The following is a 24,600-nucleotide window of genomic DNA, read 5'->3' on the forward strand; positions in this document are numbered from 1 at the left end:
GGAGACTAGATTGATGGCACAAAATCGCACATTTTTTGATACGAAATTAACTGAATTAGAAGATAAAGTAGTTCTTTTGGCAAACTTGACGATGCGACAAACGGCAACGGCAATCGAAGTGTTAGAAAAACATGATCTTGAGTTGGCGCAAACGGTAATCGACAACGACAATGAACTCGATGATTTAGAATTAGCAATCAACGACGAAGCGATTTTATTGATTGCTAAGCAACAGCCTGTTGCGACTGACTTACGTCGTCTGATTGTAACGATGAAATCGGCGACAGACTTAGAACGCATCGCGGATTACGCGACGAACATCGCCAAAGCTGTGACGCGAATTGAACATGTTCCTTATTTACATGATATTCAACCACTCAAGCAGATGGCTGAACAGTTGATTGACATGCTCGAGCTGGCAACGCGTGCGTATCGTAAAGGAGAAGTGAGTCGTGTCCGTGAACTCAATGAAATGGACCGTGTAATTGATGAAATCAATCTAACGGTGATTAAACAATACATCGGTTCCCTTCCGGCAATGACGGTCGGAACGAACGATGTATACGAGTTCTCAAACATCGCTAGATATCTCGAGCGGATGGGCGATCACGTGACAAACTTCGGAGAACATTTAATTTTCCTTGAAAAAGGGAAACATTATGATTTGAATCAATAAGATTAGTGGTAAAGAACAACAGTGCTGTTGTTCTTTATTTTTTTTGGGCAGGAATTCATTAAGAATGAGCGAATACTAGTCTACATGGATTTTTACATGAAGGGAGCCATACAGAGATGGAAGAGAAAATCGTATCCTTGAAGCAACAAGGACTTACGTTGAAACAGATTGCGGCAGAACTAGACGTCCCGATTGGCAAAGTCCAATACGCATGGCGAAAATGGAGAAATCAGCAACAAGAGTTGCAGGAAGTTGTCCCTGTGAAACAAAAGAGCAATAAGAAAGCGAAAGCGAAAGCGCCAGGATCCACTTCGCGTAAACAAGTTGCCACAGCGAAAGAAATGGTCGATGTGAACGTATCGCCACTTCTTGCGAAAGGACCAGAAGGATACTGGCAGTTGCCAGACCGATACAACGTAGACTTTTTACATGCAGTCGTACAATCACCGAACTCGGTTTATGTGTGCTGGGAAGTATCTGATTTGGTTAAAGAGACGTTAGAGCTTCAGTTTATGAGACGATGGGAAGAGCTACCGAAAGCATTCCGTATTTTAGACGTGACCTTATTGGATTATGCGAGTGGTCATGCGAATCGATCGTATACGTTCGACCTACCTGAAATGACGAATAGTTGGTTCGTTCGTCCTCTCGATCCGAATACGACATATGTCTTCGAATTCGGGATTCGCACGATGGAGGGAGAATTTTTACCAATCGTGGCATCAGCACCGCTTGATACACCGCGTGCAGAACCGGCCGGCATCGGACGTTTTGCGGAACCGGTGAGACGTTGGCAGTACGGGGAAGTAGATTCTCCTGAGTTATTAGATACATTACCAAAATATGCGGCATACCGTCACGTACGTTAAGGAGGACATTCTTACATGAAACCAGGATACTTTTCACTCGTCCTTCATGCTCATTTACCGTACGTTAGGCATGAAGAGAAGCACCGTTTAGAAGAAAGATGGGTATATGAAGCCATCTCAGAAACGTATATTCCAATCCTTTGGCAAGTTGACCGCTTGAAGCGGCCATTGCATTGGACAGTCAGTATTTCGCCACCAGTTGTGGAAATGCTCGCTGACCCGCTCATCCAAGACCGATATGTCGAGCACATCGATGAGATGCTCGAATTGATTGCGTTAGAACTTTCAGAGGGAAGAACGGATGAGGAGACGTCGACGCTACATTTCTATGAACAGCGTTATCACGACTTGAAAAACACGTTCCTTCATTGGAATAAAAACTTGAATGAAGCGTTCCGTACATATCGTGAAGCGGGATATATTGACATGGTGACTTGTACGGCGACCCACGGCTTCAACCCACATCTCTTCACGGAGCAGGCGGCACGGGCTGAAATTCGGACAGGTCTTAACTGTTTCGAACGTCACTACGGGTTCCGTCCGACAGGGATTTGGTTGCCAGAGTGTGCGTATACACCAGGCGTGGACCGAATTCTCTACGAGGAAGGAATCCGATACACGTTTGTCGATGAACATGCATTGCTCGATGCGGACCCGACTCCTGAAAAAGGCATTGGTGCTCCGGTCTATTCTCCACATGGTGTCGCATTGTTCCCACGAGACCAAATCATCTCGGGTAAAATCTGGAGTTCGATGATTGGATATCCAGGTCACCCTGACTATCGAGAGTTTTATCGAGATTTGGCCTACGACCGAGATTGGGACTACATTCAATCGTTCATGCATCCGGAAGGCATTCGATTCGACACAGGATTAAAAATGCACCGCATCACAGGCGACACCGATCAAAAAGACTTTTATGTACGTGAGTGGGCTGAACATCAAATCGAGAACCATGCGACAGACTTCGCTCAAACGTTAGAAGGGCACCTGGAGGCACATGGCGGACAAACGTTCCCACCGTTCTTGGTCACAGCACCGTTCGATGCGGAATTGTTTGGCCACTGGTGGTTTGAAGGTCCTGAATTTCTTGGGAAAGTCGCAGATCGACTCGAAGAATTTGGAATCGAAACGATCACGCCAGCAATCTTCCTTGAGCGTCACTTTAAAGATTTACAAACCGTCCATGTTTCCATGAACACATGGGGACGAAAAGGCTACGGTGAAGTTTGGATCAATGAACGAAATGAATGGATGCTCCGTCACCTGCATATGATGGAGATGCAACTCGTCAAAGACGTAGCAGATTATCGTGATCAATCGGATTTGACGAATCGTGCGTTAAAGCAATTGATTCGCCATTATGTGTTGGCTGTATCGAGTGACTGGGCGTTTATCTTAGATGGGCAAACGACAGCACAGTATGCGGCTGAACGCTTCAGGGAGCATACACGACTCTTCGCCGAACTTGAAACGGCGCTTTATCAAGGCACTGTCTCGAACAAGTTGCTCGATGATCATTATGCGGCGTATCCATTCCTTCAAGACGAAGATCTTGATGTCGATTCATTCCTCTCCCCGCACGACTATTACGTGACGACTGAACGAGATGCAGAAGAGTCGGCAATTCTTATGCTGACACCCGAATATCACGGTCATATCGTCGGTGGACTTGGTCAACGTGTCGTCGAGGAAGTGGAGGCGAGAGCAAATGAGGGAGAAACCGTCTATGTGCTGACGCCGTATCACGATGAGTTACCGGAATACGAACGACACGGAAACGTTCATGTGTATCGAGTTCGTCCGACTAGCCCATTTTTAGAGCACGTCATGAATCAGGTTGCCACGCAAAATATTGCGTATGTCAAACTCGTTCATGAACTTTCGAAACGGGTATCATTCAAAGTGATTCATCACTTTGATTGGATGACGATTCCTGCTGCAAGAGAACTTGCGCAATCACTCACGCTTCCGTTATACTCAACTATGTTGTCCTTTGAAGCGACACGGAACCCGCACGGGCACGGTGGTTTATTCGATGCAATCCATCGTATTGAAAACAGTGTGTTCTCGTCAGCGGAGTACGTCTATGTCGGCGAAGAGCTCTCGATGAACGACCTGAAACAATGGTATAAAGTAAGCGAGAATGTCAACACATGCCTACCTCTTGAATCTTCTCCTTATGGACAGGAATCAATGAAAAAGAACGTGAAATAACCTTGCTTTTTCATAAGAAACTTGGTAGGATAATTGAGTATGCTTAGACTGTAAAGCAAAAGCACTTGATACAACATCATTAAGATGGGAGTGAAAGAAATGCGCGTTAAAATTACATTAGCTTGCACAGAAACAGGCGATCGCACGTACATCACGAAGAAAAACAAACGTAACAACCCAGAGCGCCTTGAGTTGCGCAAATACAACCCACGTCTCCGTCGTCACACGCTTTACCGCGAAGTGAAGTAATGAGGGACCGGCCGTCACATATGTGGCGGCTTTTTTTGTAAGGAGGAATGCGTTGTGGAAGACAAAGCAGCGTTAAGACGAACGGTTCATCAGTATATTAAACAAATGAATAATCGCCAACAAGTTGACCGAGTCATCCATCAGCGGTTGTTCGCAACAGAGATATGGAAAGAAAGCCAGACGATTGCCGTGACATCGTCACTTCCGCTTGAAATCGATACATCGCCAATCATTCATGAAGCGTTTGAAGCAGGAAAAACGGTGTGCGTCCCGAAAGTAACGGAGCAGGGGTTAACGTTTCATAATATTCATTCAGTAGATGACCTTGAGACGGGCGTCATGAATATTTTGGAGCCGACGACCCCGCCGACGACGAAAAGCATCGACCTCTGTCTTGTGCCGGGAAGGGTATTTGACCGTTCAGGATATCGAATCGGTTGGGGTGGAGGATACTATGACCGATTTTTACGTACATATGAAGGGGAGACGGTTTCATTAGCGTACTCCGTTCAATTGGTCGATCAAGTGCCGACTGAACCACATGATCTACCTGTTCAGTGGATTGTGACAGAAAAGGAGATGATTCAATGTTCGCCATATTTGTTGTAACTTGTATCGTCGCCTTTCTCGGGTATCGGTTGCACTCCTTGACGCTCTCGGGAGCCGTCTTGACTGTAGTGACGGGGGTGTTGATTGGGTTATCGTTTGGTTGGTTCGGCCTCTATTTACTCGGTGTATTCTTCTCGACGTCTTCTCTTGCATCGAAATATCGATCTCGTGATAAACAAAATGTAGATGACATTGTCGAAAAAACGGGAGCGCGCGACGCCATTCAAGTGTTAGCAAACGGTGGGGTAGGGATTCTTTGTGCCCTCGGTTACTTACTGACAGATGACCTCGTCTATCTTTATATGTACATCGTGTCTATTGCGGCAGCGACGAGTGACACGTGGGGATCTGAATTCGGTGTCCTCGCAAAACGTAAACCGCGTTTCATGTTCACGTTTAGAGAAGTTGAGCCGGGAACGAGCGGTGCCGTTTCAACATTTGGGACGGTCATGTCGATTGTAGGGGCGTTCGTGATCGTCTGTTCTTCTCTCCTGTTTGTCGAATTGAACATGGCATTACTGTTGGCGCTTTGGGGAATCGGACTGAGTGGGAGTGTCATCGATACATTGCTTGGGGCGACGGTTCAACGGAAGTTTCGTTGTACGGTTTGTGGAAAGCTGACGGAAAAGAAAGTTCATCATCAAGTTCCTACAACATATGTGTCAGGGTGGCGTGTACTAGGGAATGATGCAGTCAATTTTTTATCCGTTCTCGGAGCGGCGTCTATTTGTTTTTTGGTGTTCGGATGAGGGTAGTACAGAAAATGAAGATGTTTCAATCTAATGTGAAAGTTGTCACAATATCGCCAAAGTGAAAACGGTTTCCACTGTAGTTAGGGTTTGTGAATGATGTTACAATCTTGTTGTAACAGAGATATCAAAAACATGAAACAGATTGATCGAAGGGTGGAGAATCAATATGGAAACATTAAATCATGCTAAAGTAACGCGCGTCGCACTCGTAGGGGCAGGGGCAGTTGGAGCGAGTTTCGCGTACCAGTTAACGACAGCAAGCCTTTGTGAAGAACTCGTCATCATTGACATCAACAAGGCAAAAGCAGAAGGGGAAGCGATGGACTTGAACCACGGCGTCTCGTTCGCGTCTTCACCGATGCGTGTGTGGGCAGGAGACTACGCAGACTGTGGTGTAGCAGACATCGTCGTCATTACTGCAGGTGCACCGCAACGTCCAGGGGAGACTCGTCTTGACCTTGTTGAAAAAAATGCGAAGATCATGAAGTCGATGATTTCAGATATTATGGATTCTGGTTTTGATGGCATTATCATTATCGCCTCAAACCCTGTCGACATTATGACGCATTTGGCATGGAAGTATTCAGGACTCCCTAAACATCGCGTCTTCGGCTCAGGTACTGTTCTCGACACGTCGCGTTTACGTTACATGCTTGGCGACTATTTCAATGTCGACCCACGTAACTGTCATGCCTATATCATGGGTGAGCACGGTGACACCGAGTTTGCTGCTTGGAGTAATGCTCGTATCTATGGAAAGTCTGTTGAGCAGTTGCTTGAAGAGCATGATGAATATAACTGGCAAGACCTTGAAGACATATATGTGAACGTACGTGATGCGGCTTATCACATCATCGAACGTAAAGGTGCGACATACTATGCTATTGGACTCGGATTACTCCGTTTGGTCAAAGCGGTTCTTCGTAATGAGAACACGTTGCTGACAGTCGGTGCTCATCTTGATGGGGAATACGGTTTACACGATATTCATATCGGGGTACCGGCCATCATCAACCGTCAGGGCGTGCGTGAGGTCGTTGAGATTGAGTTGTCGGAAGAAGAACATCAAAAAATGCAACATTCTGCGAACGTCCTTATGAAAACGATGGAACCTGTCTTGTAATTGCGATATATGAGTGACCCGTAGCCGTAAAGGTTGCGGGTTTTTTGTACGTTTGAGGCAAGCCACGACTTTGTCGTGAGGTACAACGTGATTTACAATAGAATGAGAGAGGAGGGATTTTGTTGGCGACTTGCTTCTGGGAAGACATTTATCAAGCGGTCGAGAACGGTGGACGCATTGAAGGGATATTAGAACCGTCCCGTGCAGTCATCTTGTTTGATACAAAAGCAGGTGATCGCTATGACCTTTACGTTCAAACTGAAAAAGCATGGGCGAATCATGTCGGTACTGATATTAACGCAATCTTGAGCGCCTTTCGTCTGTCTCGTATTGGACGAAAGCGTTTGACGATTCACATATATGGTGACCGTCTCGTTGATGAAGAGCGGGTCGACTCCATGACGTTCCCGATTCCAGCGAGAGTGACATTATCTCGCTCGATTTGTACACCTACGATGGAGGACGACCGTTTTCGACTGCTCGCGGTTGCAATGGATCGAAAGAAGAAAGCGGAGTTAAAGAAACGATTCTCCTTTGGTAAACCGCAAGTAGTTTACGGCTTGATGTTCATCACGTTTTTAGTCATGTGGCTAGCTGAATCGGTCGGTTCGACATTCGACCCGAACACGTTGATCGCATTCGGTGCGAAAGTGAACCCGCTCATCGAAGAAGGGGAATGGTGGCGGTTAATTACGCCAATGTTTCTGCATATCGGATGGTTCCATTTTGCCATCAACATGTTTGCGCTCTGGTCACTTGGTCCGCTCGTTGAACGAATGTACGGCTCTCTCCGCTTTCTCATCATCTACGTGGTCGGTGGGATTTTAGCGACGACAGCATCGTACGCGTTCAGTGAATCCATTTCAGCGGGGGCATCAGGAGCCTTATTTGGTCTGGTCGGTGCCTTACTCTATTTTGGACTGCGGGATCGTTCGCTCTTTATGAAGACACTCGGACCTCCGCTCTTTATTATGTTAGGATTAAATGTAGGACTCGCGTTCGTATTGGGTGCGAACTTGGATCATTTTGCACACGCGGGTGGTTTACTAGGTGGATTCGTCGTCTCTGGTGTCGTCGGATTGCCTGATGAGAAAAATCGAACACAACGCATCTTATTTTCTGTGCTCACGGCCACGTTATTTGGTCTACTATACGGGTATGGATCTTGGTAAGGGGAGAATATGATGATTGATACACTGAAAACATTAGTTGAAATCCCGAGTCCGTCTGGCATGACGGAGGAGGCGATCGGATTTGCAGAAAATGAACTTCAAGCACTCGGTGTGAAGACGTCTCGTTTACATAAAGGGGCGTTGCTCGCAACGTTCCCAGGACGTTCGGACGAAGCGCGTCTTTTGACGGCGCACGTCGATACCCTTGGGGCGATGGTCAAGGACATCTTGCCGAGCGGACGCTTACGACTCACGCAAGTAGGTGGATACGCTTGGACGGCGATCGAAGGAGAAAACTGTCTCATTCATCGCGAGGAGGGCGAGGCGATCGAAGGAACCATCCTCATCCATCAGTCGAGTGTCCATGTGTATAAAGACACGAATTCGGCAGAGCGCTCTGCATCAAACATTGAAGTTCGATTGGATGAGAAAGTCCATTCTCGTGAAGATGTGACGGCACTTGGAATTGAAATCGGTGACTTTGTCTCATTTGATCCACGATTCAAGGTGACGTCTTCCGGATACATCAAATCTCGTCATTTGGACGACAAGGCTTCTGTAGCCATCTTGTTAGACTTAGCTAAAGATTTGGTGAGCTACGAGTTGCCGCATACGGTCCACTTCCTAATCTCGAATTATGAAGAAGTCGGATTCGGTGGAAATGCCGGCATTCCTAAAAATGTTGTAGAGTACATCGCCGTCGATATGGGGGCGCTCGGAGATGGGCAACATTCAGATGAATATACGGTTTCGATTTGTGCCAAAGATTCATCTGGACCATATGATATCAGCTTGCGCCGTAAGTTTACTTCGTTATGTAAGGCACATGAAATCGCTTATAAAGTGGATATCTATCCTTATTATGGCTCGGATGCGTCGGCTGCGATCCGTGCAGGTTACGATGTGAAGCATGCCTTGATCGGTCCTGGAATTGAGTCAAGTCATAGTTATGAACGGACACATGTGACGTCTATGGAAGCGACAAGAGAATTGTTAAATCGTTATGTCTTGTCAACGATGGAGGAAGAAGCATGAAAAATTTTTATGATGTCCAACAGTTTTTAAAGTCGTTCGGGACCATTATTTACATCGGGGAGCGGGATGCTGAAATCTCACTGATGATGATGGAACTCGACGAGTTGTATGAAGGGGGCATCATCGAGCAGCGTGTATACGATACGGCGAAAATCATTTTGACCCACGAATTGAAAAATTCAACAGATTGACAGAAATCCCCTTAGTGCAAAGGGTTGCACTGAGGGGATAATAGTGTACACTATTCAATGAAAGCGATTTAGTTGAGATGAGGAGTGAACGGTATGAAATGGTTATTAGGGATCGACATCGGTGGTACAACGGTGAAGATGGCTGTTTTAGACATGAATGGCATCATTTCTGATAAGTGGGAAGTTAAAACGGATATTCGAGAAAACGGTGTACATATTCCAAAAGACATCGCAGCCTCATTTGAAACGTATTTAGAGGCGTCAGGTAAGAAGAAAGAAGACTTCGCAGGTGCAGGTATCGGAGCCCCTGGATTCATCAATTTCTCTGAAGGTATTGTCGAGTATTCACCGAACATCGGATGGAAAGACTTCGCTCTTGTGAGTGAGTTCGAAAAAGCGGTCGGACTCCCCGCTGTCCTCGAAAATGATGCGAATGCAGCTGCCCTCGGTGAGATGTGGAAAGGTGCGGGTGAAGGTGCATCAGAATTACTCGCCATCACGCTCGGTACAGGCGTCGGTGGTGGTGTCATCACGAACGGAAACATCGTTCATGGTACGGCTGGTATGGCTGGAGAAATCGGTCATATCACCGTCGAGCGAGATGAGGCGAAAGCTGTAAAATGTGGCTGTGGCCGATTAGGGTGTATCGAAACGATTGCCTCTGCGACAGGCATTTCACGTTTAGCGTTGCAAAAACGAAAAAATCAAGATACTTCGTTGAACGAATTGAAAGAAGTGACGGCACGTGACGTATTCGAAGCTTATAAAGCTGGGGATACAATCGCGACAGAAGTGATTGACGAGATGACAGAATATCTCGGATTGACAATCTCGAATATCGCCAACACACTCAACCCGAAAATGATCGTCATCGGTGGCGGCGTCTCAAAAGCAGGGACAGCATTGCTTGAACCGCTCGATGCTCAGTTCAAGCGTTTCGCACTCGAACGTGTCTATGAGTCGACGACGTTTAAAATCGCTGAACTTGAAAATGATGCCGGAGTCATCGGTTGTGGCTGGTTAGCACGTAAACACTTCCTTCCGACACGCGTATAAAACTGACACGTCTGCACATTGCAGGCGTGTTTTCTTATGGGAAAGGGTATGGGATATTGTAAAATTTGTAACGTCACAGTTGATTTTTTATTAAAAAAGGGGTAAGATTTGGACTTGATACTGGACGTGTACTATTCAAATCGAATTGTACAATGTATGAACAAATATAAAAATAAATGGCTATAAAAACATGCCGAAAACTGAAAAGAGGAGGAGACCGTCAGATGAATTCATCTCAACGCTTCTCGAAGCTATCGACGAGACTGAACGATACGGTCCGCGCTTCGTTTCAAGAATATCGTCTATTTTGGATATTTACGTTATTGCTTTGGACGAAGACGTATATCGTCTATCAATTTTTCTTCAACATTCCGATTGAAAACACCGCACAAGCTTTTATCCTACTGATCAGCCCGATCAGTTCGACATTATTCTTGTTTGCCTTCCATTTCTTCTTTAAAGGAAACAAACAAAAATGGGTGCTCTACACGCTTTACGCGCTCGCATCCTTCATCTTGTTTGCGGATGCCGTATATTATCGTGAATTTACGGACTATTTAACGATGCCGGTCATTATGCAACCATCGAACATGGAGACGCTGTCGACATCGTTCACATCACTTCTTGAATGGAAAGACTTAATCATTCTTGGTGACGTTTTTGTCTTACCGTTTATCTTATGGCGTATGAATATGAAAGAGAATGCCGCTTCACATCGTCGCGCGCTCGTGACGTTCGTTGCAGCTGTATCGGTATTCTTGTTCAACCTTTCATTGGCGGAAACAGAACGTCCGGAATTGTTGACTCGTTCATTCGACCGTGAGCTATTAGTGAAAAACATCGGAACATTTAACTTCCATGTGTATGACGCGATGCTTCAAACGAAAACATCTGCTCAAAAAGCGATGGCTGATGAATCTGAGCTTGCAACGATTGAACAATTCACTCGTCAAAACTATGCTGCACCGAACCCTGATTTGTTCGGTAAGTATAAAGGGAAAAACGTGATTGTTGTGTCGTTCGAATCTGCACAAAACTTCACACACAATATGAAAGCGCCGAACGGTGAATTTATCACGCCAAACTTGAACAAACTGATTGAAGAGTCTCACTATTGGCCAAACTACTACCACACAGTAGGTCAAGGGAAGACATCAGATGCGGAGTTTGCGCTCGATAACTCGCTATATGGCCTACCGCGTGGTGCTGTATACTTTACGAACGCGGACAACGAATATCAAGCACTTCCAGAGTTGATTAAAGAAGATAACTATTACTCAGCCGTCTTCCATGCGAATAATAAATCGTTCTGGAACCGTGACCAAATGTATAAAAATATTGGTGTCGATCAATTCTTTGATGAGAAGAGCTACGATCTCGGAAACCCAGAAGACATGACAGAATGGGGTCTCTTAGATGATAGTTTCTTCGAACAATCGATCCCGATGCTTCAGGAGTTGCCTGAGCCGTACTATGCGAAGTTCATCACATTGACGAACCACTTCCCATATACGATGCCAAGCGAAGACTATGAACTCGTACCGAAGTTCGAGACAAGTTCGACAACGTTAAACAACTTCCCGCAGGCGCTTGCATACCAAGACTATGCACTCGGTCTCTTCATCGATCAATTGAAAGAGAACGGAATGTGGGAGGACACGATTTTCGTTGTTTATGGTGACCACTACGGTATCTCGACGAACCACAACAATGCGATGGCAGAGTTGCTCGGTAAAGAAGAATTGACACCATATGATGTGGCGAAATTACAACAGGTTCCGTTTGCGATTCACTTGCCGGATCAAGAAAAAGGTGAAGTGCATGAAACGATCGGAAGTCACGTCGACATGAAGCCGACAATCTTGCACTTACTTGGAATTGATACGTCGGATACAATCGGATTCGGGAATGACTTGTTCTCTGAAAACCGAAATAGTCGTGCAATCTTCCGAGATGGTACGGTTGTGACGGATGAATATGTATGGACACAATCTACTTGTTACAATGCTACTTCTGGAGAAGTGGTTGAGGACACAACGCTTTGTGGTCCAATGACGGAAGAAGCAGAAAAGATCTTACAAATGAACGATGATTTGATCTATTCCGACCTTCTCCGCTTTAAAGAACAAACAAATGAATAACCTAAAAACGAACCAAACCACTATGTGATTTGGTTCGTTTTTTATATTGAGAAATGATGGGCACAAAAAAAGCGACCGAAGTCGCTTGATGATTGCTTGATACGAATCCATTAACCTGGAATACCGCCGTAGATCAACGTGGCAACACCAAAGAATCCGAATACGAGTACAGTTAAGCCTGCAACTGCGAGTGGAAAGAATTGGCGTTTTTTGAATGAACGAATCATTCCCCATATAGCCACAATCGCGACGATGACAGAAATCCATCCGAACGGTTCATACAAATGCATGACGAGTTCCCCCTTTAATTATACGTCATGAAATTCATAAAATTTCACTGAAATATCATTATTATTTTATCCGATTATTGAGGCGCTGTCGAGCAAAGGTTGACATCGATACAATTTTGCCACAATATTGTTTTGAATGAGAGGGGGATCTATCATATGCAAGTGAAGAAGATTACGTCAGGCTTAGCGCAGGAGAATGGATACGTCCTTGAAAAAGAAGGCAGTGTCGTCATCATCGACCCAGGAACGGATGACTCAAGATTTTTCGAGGTGATCGATCGTCTTGGTACACCCGCTGCGATTTTGTTGACTCATGCCCATTTTGATCACATTGGAGGAGTGGATGCACTCCGTGAACGCTATAAAGTTCCAGTATATGTCCATCGTCTCGAAAGTGATTGGTTGACGAATGGAGAAAAGAACGGAGCGCACGCTTTCAATCTTCCTGTACCGGCGATGAAGCCGGCTGAAAAGGTATATGAAGGCGATACGTTGACTATCGGCAATTTTACATTCGATCTTTATCACACCCCTGGTCATTCACCAGGTAGCGTCGTGTTATACATGGCGGATGAAAAGATTGCGTTTTGCGGTGACTTGATTTTTAAACAATCAGTCGGTCGTACCGATTTATTCGGAGGCGATCAGGCAACGTTGATGGGATCCATTGAACGCATGAAGCACTTGATTCCGGGTGCGACGGTTCTTTATCCAGGTCACGGACCAAAAACAACGCTTGAAGAAGAGAAGCAAACAAATCCATTCTTCAAGCAATAAAAAAAGATTGTCTCCGACGAGACAATCTTTTTTACATTTGGAAGTTGCTCCAATACGTAAAGACAACGAAGAAAATTGTCAAATACGCGCCGAAGACGTATACATATGTTTTTTCAGTAAGCTTTAAGTAGCCAAGTGCGACGAAGAAAATCGTTTGTGCTAAGAAGACAAGTCCCATAACGATAAAGTCACCAGTATGTTCACTACTACTTTGGTCGCCGCCTAGTGCGCCTACGAAAGCAAGTGCCGCCACTAGCCCAGTCCAGAAGCCTAGGACACGAAACATTCTTGCCATGTTAATCCCCCCATACGTGCATTATTCCATTCTCATTCACTATTTTACCAACACATTCGAAAAAATGCTATGGAAACGTGAGAATTGAGCAAAATAATCGTGAAAAATATGTGAAATCAATACGGAAAATAAAGTTGTACAAAAATTATAAAAAGTTGTACAAAATGTGTACAAACGGGGTATAAGAGATGTATAATCAACTTATACAAAATGAGCGAAATAAAAAGTTGAAATGAGGAGGAATATAAAATGGCATCAGAATTAATGTTTTACACGTACCCGAGCTGTACTTCTTGCCGGAAGACGAAAGCGTTTTTACAGGAACAAGAACTTCAAGTGAGTGAACGTCACATTTTCAGAGATGCACCAACTGTCGACGAACTACTACAACTCCTTGCGATTAGTGAAGAAGGTGTAGATTCTCTTCTTGCTACTAGAAGCCAAGCCTTCAAGCAACTGGACGTTGATGTTGAGGATTTGAAGCTGAGCGAACTACTCAAGCTGATGAGTGAAAATCCGAAATTGTTAAAACGTCCGATTTTAACAGATGGAAAAGAAGTCATTGTTGGTTATGACAAGGTTTCAATCGAAACATATGCACGTCGTCATCATGTCGTTTCGACACAAGTTTCATAAGACAAGTCCACTTTCAACAGAGTGGGCTTTTTTTTATGCTGTTCTCGAGGTGAACGAAATGAAGGAGCTTATTGAACAACTGATGATTATGGCGAGAGAGGCGGGTGCAAGCGATCTTCATTTTATACCGAGTACGCATGAAGTGAAGATTCAAATCCGGTCAGATATGAGACTGCTTAATCTTCAGTCGATGGATATCAACCAATACGACCGGCTCACACTTCATATGCGATATTGGTGTTCGTTACCGGACACGAATCAACGTGTGCCTCAGTCGGGCGTGTATGAACTTGATCAAGAAGTCATCCGCGTAACATTTCTCCCATCATTTACGCAAACATTGATGTCTTGGAGGGTACCGAATCAAGCGTTTGAGCTTCATCACTTGTTGAGACCAGGAGACGTTGAACGTTTTCAAAAAATGTCTGCATCGCGACATGGTCTCCTGTTAATCGGAGGGGCTACTGGTGCGGGCAAGACGACAATTTTGTACGCGTTGCTCAATCACTTAAAGCGTGAGCGGATCGTCACGATTGAAAATCCTCCAGAACAAAAGATTGATGGGGTGATTCAACTCGAAGTGAATGCAAAAGCAGGGTTGAGTCATCGACAGTTATTAAAAGAAACGTTACGTGCCGACCCGGACATCATTGTAATCGGAGAGGTACGGACAGAGGAAGAGTTAAACGTCGCCTACGATGCTGCACTCAGTGGGCATTTGACAATTACTACATTTCATACAGCGACGATTCAGGATGGGGAGAAACGGCTTGAACAATTACTCGGAAAATCGTCAGTGACAAGACATTGGTGTGTACTAACGCGTGATCAGGAGGTGACGTGTGAATGGGCAACGCTTCAGTAATACCACCGATTCAATTGATTCACCGTTTTCTGCGTCTTCAATCCCGAGGCGTATCGTTGAAAGCCACAATGGAGACGCTTGAATATCATGAAAAAGGAAACAGGAAAGCGGACGTTCGAGAGATGAGGGCACGACTTGAATCCGGTACTTCCCTAGCGGACGTGTTCTCGCTAATTATCACAAATCGTCAAATGCAAGAAATATTGATGACAGCCGATCGGAACGGGCGGTTTATGGATGGGTTATCTCAAGTCGTTTTAGTTTTAGAAATGCGGATGCGGCTGAAGGAGGAATTGAAGCGACTCATTCGGTATCCTTTAATCATTTTCTTTATCCTCCTCAGTCTTGGGATGGTCTATGCGTTGTACATTTTCCCAAAGCTGATGGGGATGGTTGATGTGTCCACGTATGATAGAGCAGGTTCAATTTTACTATCGAAATGGTTCTTTCCAGCTCTGTTTTCTGTATTTGTGATGCTTGGGATCACGGTCTACATGCTACATCGACAAGGTGTAGAACTACCGTTTTACGTATGGAACCGTGGTAAAACTCTGTACCTGACTTATTTGTTTGTCAGCGAATTGTCGTTGTTACAACAGACAGAAACGAACATTAGGCAAATTATCAGTCGACTCGCCAATGAAAAGGGGGAGATGGCTGAAATGGCAAATCGGATTCACAATCGGTTGTCTGCCGGTGAAGGAATCGAAATGGCTGTCAAACAGGAACGGTTTATTGACTATGAAGTGGTTAGTTTGTTAGGAGTGGGGTCGATGAGTGGAGAACTCGGTGAATTGATGTCACTTCATCGAGAACTAGTATTCGAAGAAATGGAACAATATAGTCGTCAATTAATCGAAAAAGTAGAGCCGGCACTTTATGGAGTGCTCAGCGTCATGGTCGGCACTCTATTCTATACGCTTTACTTGCCTGTAAAACTTATCATGACTCAATTATGAAAGGGGACATTCACATGAAGGAAGAACAAGGATTCACGCTTGTTGAGATGGCTGCAGTCTTACTCATTATTTCAATTTTACTGTTATTGCTCGTACCGACGCTGACAGAAGGGAAGTCACGGGCGGACCAAGTGAGTTGTGAGGGAAGTGTCCGAATCGTCGAGTCAGAAATCAATTTGCACTATGCCGAACATAAATCATACCCTGCCACATTAGAAGCGATTGAGCGTGCTTCTGAATCGGATCCACTAGTGTATAGTTGTCAATCGTCAGCCTACACGTATTCTCCACTTGATGGTTCGCTGAAGAAACAATGAAAGGCTATACGTTTGTCGAGATGGCGTGGGTACTCGTGATCATTTCCTTCCTCCTGCTGATCAGTAGTCCTGTAGTGAAGCCTTTTGAGCGACTTGAACTAATTGATTTTACAGATACGTTAGTGACGAATATTCAAGAAGCGGGACAATACCCGTACATTTCGGAAAATGGAAGTTGCGTGCCGAAGTTGATTTGGGTGGCTAAACAGCGAAGGTATTTAATCATGTGTGGAATGACGTTAGTGCGAAGGGTGGACGTACCGGAAGGAATCATTGTTTATCTTCCGACCTACAATACCATCACCTTCTCCCAGGCAACAGCTTCCTATGCAGGACAGTGGAAATTTGTCAGTGGAAAAACATCCGTCACGTTTAAATTTCGACTTGGAACGTATGAACCGGAGGTGATCATCCATGAAGGGGGATGAGAAAGGATTCTCGTTATGGGAAGTGATTGTGAGCCTAGCGGTTGTAATGGGCTGGGTACTCATTTTGACGTCGTTTGTGACACAAGGAAATGACCAAGTCGCAAGGTTGCGTGACACGTTGTTCATTTATGAACGATTACAAGGAGAGGTGCTGCTTGAAGCCGCTGAACCGACTGGGCGTGAAGAAGTGTGTGAAAAGGGTTTTTGCTTACCGACGCTTTGAACCGGGGTTTACCATGCTAGAAATGACGGCAGTATTGTTGATTCTTCCCATCTTTATATTATTGTTGGTCGAATTGCTCACGCTTGGTCAACGCCTTTACGAACAACCGAAGTGGGACCACCATACGACTCCCCAACTCATCGTGCGTCGTTTGCAGAACAGCAAAAATTGTCGCGTCGATGATGGGCGATTAAGAGGTGATTTTCTTAAGGTAGATGAAGAAGTGTGGCCATGGACAATCAAACAGTTGAACGGAAACTTGGTCATGGTCGGAGACGGAGGAGGGAACTTGTTATTTTTAAGAGGAATCGATCAGTATCGCGTCGAAACGGTCGGTATGGGATTTCGAATCTCTTGGGAAGATTCAACTTTCGAGAGGGAGCGGTACGTCATGTGTATGAAAGAGGATTCTTTCTAATCACCACGTTGACAATCGTCGTGTGGTTACTTGGTACTGCATTATTTTGGTATACTGATGTAGAACGAACGACGAGACGAATCTCAGATGAGATATTGGCCATACGTTTTGAATCCCACTTGTTGTTGGCAAAAGAACGTTGTGGCAATCAACCAGTAACACTCACCAAACCGACGGGGACGGTGACATGTCGTCCGATTGCACCGAATCGAACGGAAGTGGAGATGGTGTTGACATCTGGTGAACGTCATAAAGAGGTGATTGCTTATGAATAAGAAACCGTTTTATATCGTGGGATTTATGGGTACAGGTAAGTCTACCTTGTTCAATTTTATGCAAGAACATGGAGACGTCGTGGACCTCGATGGAGAAATCGAAACCTGGATTGGAACCGACATCGCTACATATTTTGACCAATACGGGGAGTCAGCGTTTCGCGACGTGGAATCAAAAGTGCTTCAGCGGATTGATGCTGACTTTGTCCTCACGGGTGGTGGTGTGGTCGAACGCTCTAAAAATATACGTTGGATGCGCGAACACGGTAAACTCATTCATTTAGACTTACCATTTGAGGAATGCTGGTCACGGATCAAAGATTCGAATCGACCACTTGTGAAACAAGGAGAGTCGGAAGTTCGGGCATTATATAACCGACGGACCACTCTTTATCAAGAAGCGGACGAGACGATTGATGCGTCTCAGACACCGCGGTGTATTGCAGAACAGATTATCCGGATGAAGGAGGAAAAGTATGATTTGGATTAACCTTGCAATTCTTTTATTCGCCATCATTGGACTTGGTGTATATGGATATTTGTTATTTAAAAAACAGATGAAGCCGACGTTTGGAAGATTAAACCGTTTGACGGAACGATTTAAGATTCGTGCTGACGTCATCAACCAACAAGTCACTGAAATCAAAGGACATGTGGACGCGGTCAACCGTTCTGTTACGCAAATCAAAGATTTCGGCATCAAAGCTAAAGACGAATCGATTGAATTGAAACAGGCGGCAGTCGGACTGACACATGAAATCAAACGTACGGCGGGAATCGAACGCTCTGACGTTTCCACCGAGACAAAAATATGAAATAATGAGGATGAAAACGTTTTCGTTTTTCATCCTTTTTCTTTTTCGCTTTTTTAACTATGCAGAAAGAATAAAAATTGTTAAAGTGGAATGGAAAACGAAAGATTTCAAAAACAAAAGCATTTTATGTTCGGGATTGGGGGATATTATGGAAAAGGTTACTTTGAAACGTACGCCTTTGTTCGGATTGGTTGAACCGAAGGCGAAGATGGTTGATTTTGCGGGGTTCGAAATGCCGATTATGTTTTCTTCGATCAAAGAAGAGCATCAGGCTGTACGTCAAAACGTGGGGATGTTTGATGTATCTCACATGGGAGAAATTCGGATTGAAGGACCGGACGCTTTAGAACAAGTGCAGAATCTTGTGACGAATGATGTCTCAAAGATTAAAGTCGGTCAAGCTCAGTACAACCTTCTCTGTCTCGAGAATGGTGGCGTAGTGGATGACTTACTCGTTTACCGGTTAGATGAAGATGCTTATTGGCTCGTCGTCAATGCCTCGAATATCGAAAAAGACGAGGCGCACATTCGTCAATTTGTTAGTGGCGACGTCACTGTGACGAATGAGTCTGATGAATATGGCCAAATTGCCATTCAAGGTCCAAATGCGGAAGCTGTTCTTCAAACGATTACGAACGTAGCGCTTGACGAAGTTGGTTTCTTTAAATTTATAAACGGCGATGTGGCCGGTGTTGCTTCGATCATTTCGCGTAGTGGTTATACAGGAGAAGACGGATTCGAGATTTATGCGCGGGCAGAAGGGATTTCAGCAATCTGGGAAGCGCTTGAAGCAGAGGGTGTTACACCTTGCGGGTTAGGTTCACGAGATACGCTACGGTTTGAAGCGTGCCTTCCGCTCTATGGGCATGAACTAGATGAGTCGGTCACTCCGTTCGAAGCGAACCTTAATTTTGCGGTTAAATTAGATACGGACTTTATTGGGAAAGAGGCGCTCGCCACACAAAAAGAAAACATCCCGAATCGGATGGTGGGCTTGAGATTGCTTGGTCGCGGAATCGCACGTCAAGGCGCGCAAGTAGAAATCGACGGGAACGTCGTTGGAGTCGTTACTACTGGTACGATGCCTCCGACAGTCAATGAGTCGATCGCCTGGGCACGTGTGGATGCACGTTATAAAGATGAAGAGCGATTTGTCATCGACATTCGTGGCAAAAAGATTGAAGCCGAACGCGTACCGACACCTTTCTATAAACGAACGAAATGAAACAGGGGGATTCAGAATGAATAGAATGGAATTTCGTTATTTACCGATGACCGAACAAGATGAGCGAGACATGCTTCAAACGATTGGAGTGGATTCCATCGAATCGTTGCTCGCGGATATTCCAGAGTCGCTTCGCGAAAAAGCGTCGCTTGCAGCAATCGGGTCACCACTTCCAGAAGTGGATCTCGTTCGTCATATGACGAAACTAGCGGATAAGAACAAACATACAAAGTCATATCCAAGTTTCCTCGGAGCCGGGATGTATGATCATCTTTCACCGACCGTGATGAACCATATGCTTTTACGTTCTGAATTTTATACGGCGTACACGCCATATCAACCTGAAATCTCACAAGGTGAGCTTCAGGCGATGTTTGAGTTCCAGACGATGATTTGTGAGTTGACTGGAATGGATGTCGCAAACTCGTCGATGTATGACGGAATTACGGCTCTTGCTGAAGCGACTTACCTAGCGAGTGCGCAGACGAAGAAAAAACGCGTTGTCGTTTCTGGAGCGGTACATCCTGAAGCGAAAGATGTCATTCGCACATATGCGGATGGTCCAGGACTTTCTGTCGAATATACAAACGTCACAAATGGGGTGACGGATGTAACTGACCTCGATTTAACAGATGCTTCATGTCTCGTCGTACAATATCCGAACTTCTACGGTCGAATTGAAGATTTGGAACAATTGGCGAAACAAGCGCATGATGCAGGTGCACTGTTCGTCGTATCAAGTAACCCGCTTGCATTAGGCATTTTGGAATCACCAGGTGCGCTTGGAGCGGACATTACGGTCGGGGATGCTCAACCGTTCGGGATTCCACAAAGCTTTGGTGGTCCGTCTTGTGGTTATTTTGCAGTGAAGAAGTCGTTGATGCGTAAACTACCTGGTCGACTCGTAGGACAAACGGTAGATGAGGATGGAAAACGTGGATTCGTCTTGACGTTACAGGCGCGTGAACAACACATTCGTCGTGACAAGGCAACCTCAAACATCTGTTCGAACCAGGCGCTCAACGCATTGGCTGCCTCGATCACGATGTCCGCTTTAGGGAAATATGGCATTCGAGACATGGCTGTCCGGAATATCCAAACAGCCCATTACATGAAAGAAGCATTGAAAGCAGCAGGATTTACAATCGTTGACGAAGGACCAATGTTTAATGAATTCGTTGTTGATTTCGGACGCGATGCAGAAGAAGTATCTCGTCACTTGCTTGAACATGGAATGATTGGTGGACTTCCGCTCGGAACGTATGAAGAAGAGCGCCAGTCACAGATGCTAGTCTGTGCGACAGAGTTACGTACAAAAGAAGAGATTGATCAGTTTGTCGAAGTGGTCGGGGGGATGAAATGATGCAACACGAACAAACGCTAATTTTTGAAGTATCACGTGAAGGACGAACAGGATATAACTTACCGACGCCAACCGTTCCGGAAGTTGACCTCGAGTCATTATTGCCGGCGACGATGATTCGAAAAGAAGTGGCTGAACTTCCTGAAGTATCTGAGCTCGACGTCGTTCGTCATTACACGGCGCTCTCTACACGAAACCATGGAGTAGATTCAGGGTTTTATCCGCTTGGTTCTTGTACGATGAAATATAATCCGAAAGTGAACGAGGATATGGCGCGCCTTCCTGGATTCGCGCACATTCACCCATTACAGCCCGTTGAGACGATTCAAGGTGCGCTTGAACTCATGGTCGACTTACAAGAGCAACTTGCGGAAATCACTGGGATGGACGAAGTGACGTTGCAACCAGCAGCAGGGGCGCATGGCGAATGGACGGGGCTCATGTTGATCAAAGCGTTCCACGAACGCAATGGGGATACGGCTCGTACGAAAGTACTCGTTCCAGACTCGGCACACGGAACGAACCCGGCTTCTGCCGTCGTCGCTGGATTTGAAACGGTGACGGTCAAGTCGGATGAGCGTGGTTTGGTTGACTTGGATGATTTGAAATCAAAAGTTGGTGCAGACACGGCTGCCCTCATGCTGACGAACCCGAATACGCTCGGATTGTTTGAAGCGGACATCCTCGAAATTTCAAAAGTCGTTCATGAGGCTGGTGGGAAGCTTTACTATGACGGTGCGAACTCGAACGCGATTCTTGGAATCGCACGTCCAGGAGATATGGGCTTTGACGTCGTTCACTTGAACTTGCATAAGACATTCACGGGTCCTCACGGAGGTGGTGGTCCGGGTTCAGGTCCAGTAGGGGTAAAACGTGATTTGATTCCGTTCTTGCCAACACCGATCGTCACGAAGACAGATGAAGGGTTCGGCTTAGACTATGACCGTCCGCACTCGATTGGTCGAATCAAGCCGTTCTATGGAAACTTCGGAATCAATGTTCGCGCGTATAGCTACATTAAAACGATGGGAGCAGAAGGATTGACGCGTGTATCGCGTGAAGCCGTGCTCAACGCGAACTATATGTTTGCTCGATTGAAAGATGCCTTCGACGTACCATACGATACGTATTGCAAGCATGAATTCGTCTTGTCAGGGAAGCGACAAAAGGCACTCGGTGTCCGTACGCTTGATATCGCGAAACGATTGCTCGACTTCGGGTACCACCCACCGACGATCTATTTCCCATTAAATGTGGAAGAGTGTATTATGGTGGAACCGACTGAAACCGAATCAAAAGAAACACTTGATGCGTTCTGCGATGCGATGCTTCAAATTGCAAAAGAAGCGGAAGAAAATCCAGAAATCGTACAGACGGCCCCGCATACGACGGTCGTTAAACGTATGGATGAGACGCTCGCTGCTCGGAAGCCTGTTTTAAAATATGAACGTCGTGAGGCGTCATCCGTGAAATAAAAAGAGCGGGTCGATTCAATCGACCCGCCGATTTTTATGCTTTTTTAATTTTGCCTTTCCAGTTCTTGAAGCCGCCTTCAAGCATGTAGATATTGTTATATCCATTTTTCATGAGTAGTTTGGCCGCCTGGTTAGAACGTGAGCTTCCTTGGCAATAAATTAAGATCGGTTGGTCTTTGCGTAATTCTTTCATACGCATCTTGAGTTGACCGACCGGGATGTTTCGAGCACCGACGATGTGACCACCTTTGTATTCATTCGGTTCACGTACGTCAATCAATTGCCCTTTGCGGAGTGAAGCACGGAATTCTTCTTGTTTCATTTTTTTCAACCCGCGAGCTGGCATGAAGCGCCATACGATGTAGGCGATCAAGGCAACCCATAGGAGGATGACGAGGATTGTTTCGATTCCCATAGATGTTCTTCCCTTCTCTTTCAAAGTTACCATATCTCATTATAATGAATTTAAGGTCACGAGACAATGATTGACTGAATGAATTGGGGCTTTCCCTTTCGATTTCAGCTTCGTTAGGATAAAATATAAAGTGGAAACCGGAACATTAGGGGAGGTCGTGCCCATGCCGACACCGAGTATGGAAGATTATTTAGAACGGATTTATTTACTCATGTCAGAAAAAGGATATGCGCGTGTTTCTGACATTGCCGAACATTTAGGAGTTCATCCCTCCTCTGTCACCAAAATGGTTCAAAAATTGGACCGTGAAGAATATCTGGTGTACGAAAAATACCGCGGCCTCATGCTTACGAAGAAAGGTCAAAAAGTAGGGAAACGACTCGTCGAGCGCCATGCGATGCTCGAGTCTTTTTTACGTCTGATTGGAGTCGACGAAGCGGATGTATACGAGGATGTGGAAGGAATCGAACATCACCTCAGTTCAAATACGCTCGATTGCATGACGCAGTTTGTAGAGTTCTTTGAAGACAAACCTGAACTAATGGATCAATTCAGAGAATTTCGTGAGCAAGAGCGAGCGGCAGAAGAATAATGTATCGAAAAAACGTCAATTTCTTGCGATTGACGTTTTTTTGTAGGGTAAACAGGACTTAAATACGAACGAAAACATCTATTTTATCTACTAATGTATATTTTTAAGTTGAACATATGATAAGATGAATCGTGGATTCACTAAATAGGGGGTGACGGCGAACATTCGCCGAGCTGATGGACATTCAAATTAAAGGAAAACTGTTTGATGAGCAGCAAATTCGAAATCGGGTACAAGAATTAGCAGAAGAAATTGAAAAAGATGCAGATGGGACGCCGATTGTCATTGTTGCGGTCTTAAAAGGGTCAATGGTATTTGCTGCTGATTTAATGCGTTATATGAAAGGGAGTGTACAACTCGACACAGTCGCGACGTCTTCTTACGGGAAAAAGACCGTTTCGAGTGGGAGTGTACAACTACGTAAAGACCTTGACTTGGATGTGGAAGGAAAGTATGTCGTCATCATCGAGGATATCATCGATACAGGGCAGACGTTGAAGTTCTTGTGCAAACATATGGAACTCCATCAACCGAAACAGCTGAAAATCTGTACGCTTCTCGATAAACCAGCTCGACGTCTCGTGCAATTAGATGCAGACTATGTCGGCTTTGAGATTCCGGATGAGTTTGTCATCGGGTATGGCATCGACTATGCCGAGCAGTATCGCAACTTACCATACATCGGATATGTAGAGACTACGTAAAAAGGAGCGCCGCGGCGCTCCTTTTTACATGTTGGCTTTCTTTTTCTTCTTCCCTTTTTTTCCTTCGATCACGGTGAGGTGCGGGGGATTGCTTCGATGTCCGTTCGATCGTTTGGACAACTTCGTGACATTCGACCCCGGCTTCTTGTGTTTCTTATTCTTCACGGATGCGGAAGGTTTGACTTGAGGTCCACGGTTCCCTTGCATCCGTTTCTTAGAGGCTTGAGCGGTTTTACGATAGCGCATATCCTCTGGGGACATACGTCGTCCGATGAAAACGCGGTAGATCACATAAAAGACTAACCCGAATATCCCGATGAACAACAATTGTCTAAATAATCGACCGGGATCGGTGGCGAGCATATGCCCGACCCCGATGAAGCCTAAGATAAACACGATTGTTGCAGCGGTCGAACCAATTCTTTGTCTGATCATGGT

Annotated in this window: 32 protein-coding genes; 28 read left to right on the forward strand and 4 right to left on the reverse strand. The window is 45.3% G+C overall.

The window, feature by feature from the left end:
- Nucleotides 1–13: 13 nt before the first annotated feature.
- The 12 genes from phoU to KNO99_RS09875 all read left to right on the forward strand — a co-directional run bounded on the left by phoU (nt 14) and on the right by KNO99_RS09875 (nt 12,090).
- Nucleotides 14–676, forward strand: a complete 663-nt coding sequence (gene phoU, locus KNO99_RS09820; protein WP_074033333.1) for a phosphate signaling complex protein PhoU — start codon at nt 14–16, stop codon at nt 674–676.
- A 116-nt stretch (nt 677–792) separates the two neighbouring features.
- The gene (locus tag KNO99_RS09825) at nt 793–1,545 is read left to right on the forward strand and encodes a DUF4912 domain-containing protein (protein WP_214747960.1); all 753 of its coding nucleotides are present in this window, start codon (nt 793–795) and stop codon (nt 1,543–1,545) included.
- A 15-nt stretch (nt 1,546–1,560) separates the two neighbouring features.
- Nucleotides 1,561–3,762, forward strand: coding sequence for a 1,4-alpha-glucan branching protein domain-containing protein (locus KNO99_RS09830; RefSeq protein ID WP_214747962.1), 2,202 nt, complete (start codon nt 1,561–1,563; stop codon nt 3,760–3,762).
- A gap of 84 nt (nt 3,763–3,846) precedes the next feature.
- Nucleotides 3,847–4,011 carry a 50S ribosomal protein L33 gene (gene rpmG / locus KNO99_RS09835; RefSeq protein ID WP_255313299.1) on the forward strand — a complete coding sequence of 55 codons (165 nt, stop codon included), beginning with the start codon at nt 3,847–3,849 and terminating at the stop codon, nt 4,009–4,011.
- Nucleotides 4,012–4,065: 54 nt separating this feature from the next.
- Nucleotides 4,066–4,620 carry a 5-formyltetrahydrofolate cyclo-ligase gene (locus KNO99_RS09840; protein ID WP_214747965.1) on the forward strand — a complete coding sequence of 185 codons (555 nt, stop codon included), beginning with the start codon at nt 4,066–4,068 and terminating at the stop codon, nt 4,618–4,620.
- On the forward strand, nt 4,599–5,369 hold the full coding sequence (locus tag KNO99_RS09845; protein ID WP_214747967.1) for a DUF92 domain-containing protein: 771 nt from the start codon (nt 4,599–4,601) through the stop codon (nt 5,367–5,369). The genes KNO99_RS09840 and KNO99_RS09845 overlap by 22 nt, the downstream gene beginning before the upstream one ends.
- Before the next feature lie 169 nt (nt 5,370–5,538).
- A complete protein-coding gene (locus KNO99_RS09850) occupies nt 5,539–6,495 on the forward strand; it encodes an L-lactate dehydrogenase (RefSeq protein WP_074033328.1) in 957 nt (318 codons plus the stop codon).
- A gap of 122 nt (nt 6,496–6,617) precedes the next feature.
- The gene (locus tag KNO99_RS09855; protein WP_251131025.1) at nt 6,618–7,667 is read left to right on the forward strand and encodes a rhomboid family intramembrane serine protease; all 1,050 of its coding nucleotides are present in this window, start codon (nt 6,618–6,620) and stop codon (nt 7,665–7,667) included.
- 12 nt (nt 7,668–7,679) lie between these two features.
- Entirely contained in the window at nt 7,680–8,702 is a 1,023-nt protein-coding gene (locus KNO99_RS09860; RefSeq protein WP_214747973.1) for a M42 family metallopeptidase, read from the forward strand.
- Nucleotides 8,699–8,893, forward strand: a complete 195-nt coding sequence (locus KNO99_RS09865; protein ID WP_012726602.1) for a YqgQ family protein — start codon at nt 8,699–8,701, stop codon at nt 8,891–8,893. The genes KNO99_RS09860 and KNO99_RS09865 overlap by 4 nt, the downstream gene beginning before the upstream one ends.
- 93 nt (nt 8,894–8,986) lie before the next feature.
- Entirely contained in the window at nt 8,987–9,949 is a 963-nt protein-coding gene (locus KNO99_RS09870; RefSeq protein ID WP_214747976.1) for an ROK family glucokinase, read from the forward strand.
- Between the two features lie 224 nt (nt 9,950–10,173).
- Nucleotides 10,174–12,090 carry an LTA synthase family protein gene (locus tag KNO99_RS09875; RefSeq protein ID WP_214747979.1) on the forward strand — a complete coding sequence of 639 codons (1,917 nt, stop codon included), beginning with the start codon at nt 10,174–10,176 and terminating at the stop codon, nt 12,088–12,090.
- A gap of 110 nt (nt 12,091–12,200) precedes the next feature.
- Here KNO99_RS09875 and KNO99_RS09880 read toward each other — a convergent pair whose 3' ends face one another.
- Nucleotides 12,201–12,380 (reverse strand): DUF2759 domain-containing protein, encoded by a 180-nt coding sequence (locus tag KNO99_RS09880; protein WP_214747982.1) that lies wholly within the window; start codon nt 12,378–12,380, stop codon nt 12,201–12,203.
- 156 nt (nt 12,381–12,536) lie between these two features.
- On the opposite strand from KNO99_RS09880, the gene KNO99_RS09885 reads away from it, so the two are divergent.
- Nucleotides 12,537–13,157 carry an MBL fold metallo-hydrolase gene (locus tag KNO99_RS09885; protein ID WP_214747985.1) on the forward strand — a complete coding sequence of 207 codons (621 nt, stop codon included), beginning with the start codon at nt 12,537–12,539 and terminating at the stop codon, nt 13,155–13,157.
- Between the two features lie 31 nt (nt 13,158–13,188).
- Here KNO99_RS09885 and KNO99_RS09890 read toward each other — a convergent pair whose 3' ends face one another.
- Nucleotides 13,189–13,452 (reverse strand): DUF2626 domain-containing protein, encoded by a 264-nt coding sequence (locus tag KNO99_RS09890; protein WP_012726597.1) that lies wholly within the window; start codon nt 13,450–13,452, stop codon nt 13,189–13,191.
- A gap of 249 nt (nt 13,453–13,701) precedes the next feature.
- On the opposite strand from KNO99_RS09890, the gene KNO99_RS09895 reads away from it, so the two are divergent.
- The 13 genes from KNO99_RS09895 to gcvPB all read left to right on the forward strand — a co-directional run bounded on the left by KNO99_RS09895 (nt 13,702) and on the right by gcvPB (nt 22,451).
- Nucleotides 13,702–14,088 (forward strand): Spx/MgsR family RNA polymerase-binding regulatory protein, encoded by a 387-nt coding sequence (locus KNO99_RS09895; RefSeq protein WP_074033321.1) that lies wholly within the window; start codon nt 13,702–13,704, stop codon nt 14,086–14,088.
- A 58-nt stretch (nt 14,089–14,146) separates the two neighbouring features.
- Entirely contained in the window at nt 14,147–14,953 is an 807-nt protein-coding gene (locus KNO99_RS09900) for an ATPase, T2SS/T4P/T4SS family (RefSeq protein ID WP_214747988.1), read from the forward strand.
- Entirely contained in the window at nt 14,935–15,912 is a 978-nt protein-coding gene (locus KNO99_RS09905) for a type II secretion system F family protein (protein ID WP_214747991.1), read from the forward strand. Before KNO99_RS09900 ends, KNO99_RS09905 begins: the two co-directional genes overlap by 19 nt.
- A gap of 14 nt (nt 15,913–15,926) precedes the next feature.
- Entirely contained in the window at nt 15,927–16,229 is a 303-nt protein-coding gene (locus KNO99_RS09910) for a prepilin-type N-terminal cleavage/methylation domain-containing protein (protein WP_214747994.1), read from the forward strand.
- Nucleotides 16,226–16,657 carry a prepilin-type cleavage/methylation domain-containing protein gene (locus KNO99_RS09915; RefSeq protein WP_214747997.1) on the forward strand — a complete coding sequence of 144 codons (432 nt, stop codon included), beginning with the start codon at nt 16,226–16,228 and terminating at the stop codon, nt 16,655–16,657. The genes KNO99_RS09910 and KNO99_RS09915 overlap by 4 nt, the downstream gene beginning before the upstream one ends.
- A complete protein-coding gene (locus tag KNO99_RS09920; RefSeq protein WP_214748000.1) occupies nt 16,644–16,880 on the forward strand; it encodes a hypothetical protein in 237 nt (78 codons plus the stop codon). The genes KNO99_RS09915 and KNO99_RS09920 overlap by 14 nt, the downstream gene beginning before the upstream one ends.
- A gap of 13 nt (nt 16,881–16,893) precedes the next feature.
- Complete coding sequence (locus KNO99_RS09925) at nt 16,894–17,298, forward strand: hypothetical protein (RefSeq protein WP_214748003.1); 405 nt, start codon at nt 16,894–16,896, stop codon at nt 17,296–17,298.
- Nucleotides 17,274–17,573 carry a hypothetical protein gene (locus KNO99_RS09930; protein WP_214692997.1) on the forward strand — a complete coding sequence of 100 codons (300 nt, stop codon included), beginning with the start codon at nt 17,274–17,276 and terminating at the stop codon, nt 17,571–17,573. Before KNO99_RS09925 ends, KNO99_RS09930 begins: the two co-directional genes overlap by 25 nt.
- Nucleotides 17,566–18,063 (forward strand): shikimate kinase, encoded by a 498-nt coding sequence (locus KNO99_RS09935; RefSeq protein ID WP_214748006.1) that lies wholly within the window; start codon nt 17,566–17,568, stop codon nt 18,061–18,063. Before KNO99_RS09930 ends, KNO99_RS09935 begins: the two co-directional genes overlap by 8 nt.
- Nucleotides 18,050–18,388: a hypothetical protein gene (locus KNO99_RS09940; RefSeq protein ID WP_214748009.1), complete on the forward strand. Its 339-nt coding sequence runs from the start codon at nt 18,050–18,052 to the stop codon at nt 18,386–18,388. The genes KNO99_RS09935 and KNO99_RS09940 overlap by 14 nt, the downstream gene beginning before the upstream one ends.
- A 148-nt stretch (nt 18,389–18,536) precedes the next feature.
- The gene (gene gcvT / locus KNO99_RS09945; protein ID WP_214748012.1) at nt 18,537–19,613 is read left to right on the forward strand and encodes a glycine cleavage system aminomethyltransferase GcvT; all 1,077 of its coding nucleotides are present in this window, start codon (nt 18,537–18,539) and stop codon (nt 19,611–19,613) included.
- A 25-nt stretch (nt 19,614–19,638) separates the two neighbouring features.
- Nucleotides 19,639–20,976: an aminomethyl-transferring glycine dehydrogenase subunit GcvPA gene (gene gcvPA, locus KNO99_RS09950; protein ID WP_214748283.1), complete on the forward strand. Its 1,338-nt coding sequence runs from the start codon at nt 19,639–19,641 to the stop codon at nt 20,974–20,976.
- Nucleotides 20,976–22,451, forward strand: a complete 1,476-nt coding sequence (gene gcvPB / locus KNO99_RS09955; RefSeq protein ID WP_371743085.1) for an aminomethyl-transferring glycine dehydrogenase subunit GcvPB — start codon at nt 20,976–20,978, stop codon at nt 22,449–22,451. The genes gcvPA and gcvPB overlap by 1 nt, the downstream gene beginning before the upstream one ends.
- A gap of 34 nt (nt 22,452–22,485) precedes the next feature.
- On the opposite strand, the gene KNO99_RS09960 is transcribed toward gcvPB, so the two are convergent.
- Nucleotides 22,486–22,866, reverse strand: a complete 381-nt coding sequence (locus KNO99_RS09960) for a rhodanese-like domain-containing protein (protein WP_083600098.1) — start codon at nt 22,864–22,866, stop codon at nt 22,486–22,488.
- A 163-nt stretch (nt 22,867–23,029) separates the two neighbouring features.
- On the opposite strand from KNO99_RS09960, the gene mntR reads away from it, so the two are divergent.
- Together mntR and hpt are read left to right on the forward strand one after the other, a co-directional pair.
- Nucleotides 23,030–23,458 carry a transcriptional regulator MntR gene (gene mntR / locus KNO99_RS09965; protein ID WP_074033309.1) on the forward strand — a complete coding sequence of 143 codons (429 nt, stop codon included), beginning with the start codon at nt 23,030–23,032 and terminating at the stop codon, nt 23,456–23,458.
- A 176-nt stretch (nt 23,459–23,634) separates the two neighbouring features.
- Nucleotides 23,635–24,162, forward strand: a complete 528-nt coding sequence (hpt, locus tag KNO99_RS09970; RefSeq protein ID WP_214748018.1) for a hypoxanthine phosphoribosyltransferase — start codon at nt 23,635–23,637, stop codon at nt 24,160–24,162.
- Nucleotides 24,163–24,186: 24 nt separating this feature from the next.
- Here hpt and KNO99_RS09975 read toward each other — a convergent pair whose 3' ends face one another.
- A complete protein-coding gene (locus KNO99_RS09975) occupies nt 24,187–24,597 on the reverse strand; it encodes an SA1362 family protein (RefSeq protein ID WP_214748021.1) in 411 nt (136 codons plus the stop codon).
- Nucleotides 24,598–24,600: the final 3 nt, after the last annotated feature.

It is taken from the genome of Exiguobacterium sp. s189, assembly GCF_018617615.1.
GTDB lineage: Bacteria > Bacillota > Bacilli > Exiguobacteriales > Exiguobacteriaceae > Exiguobacterium > Exiguobacterium aestuarii_A.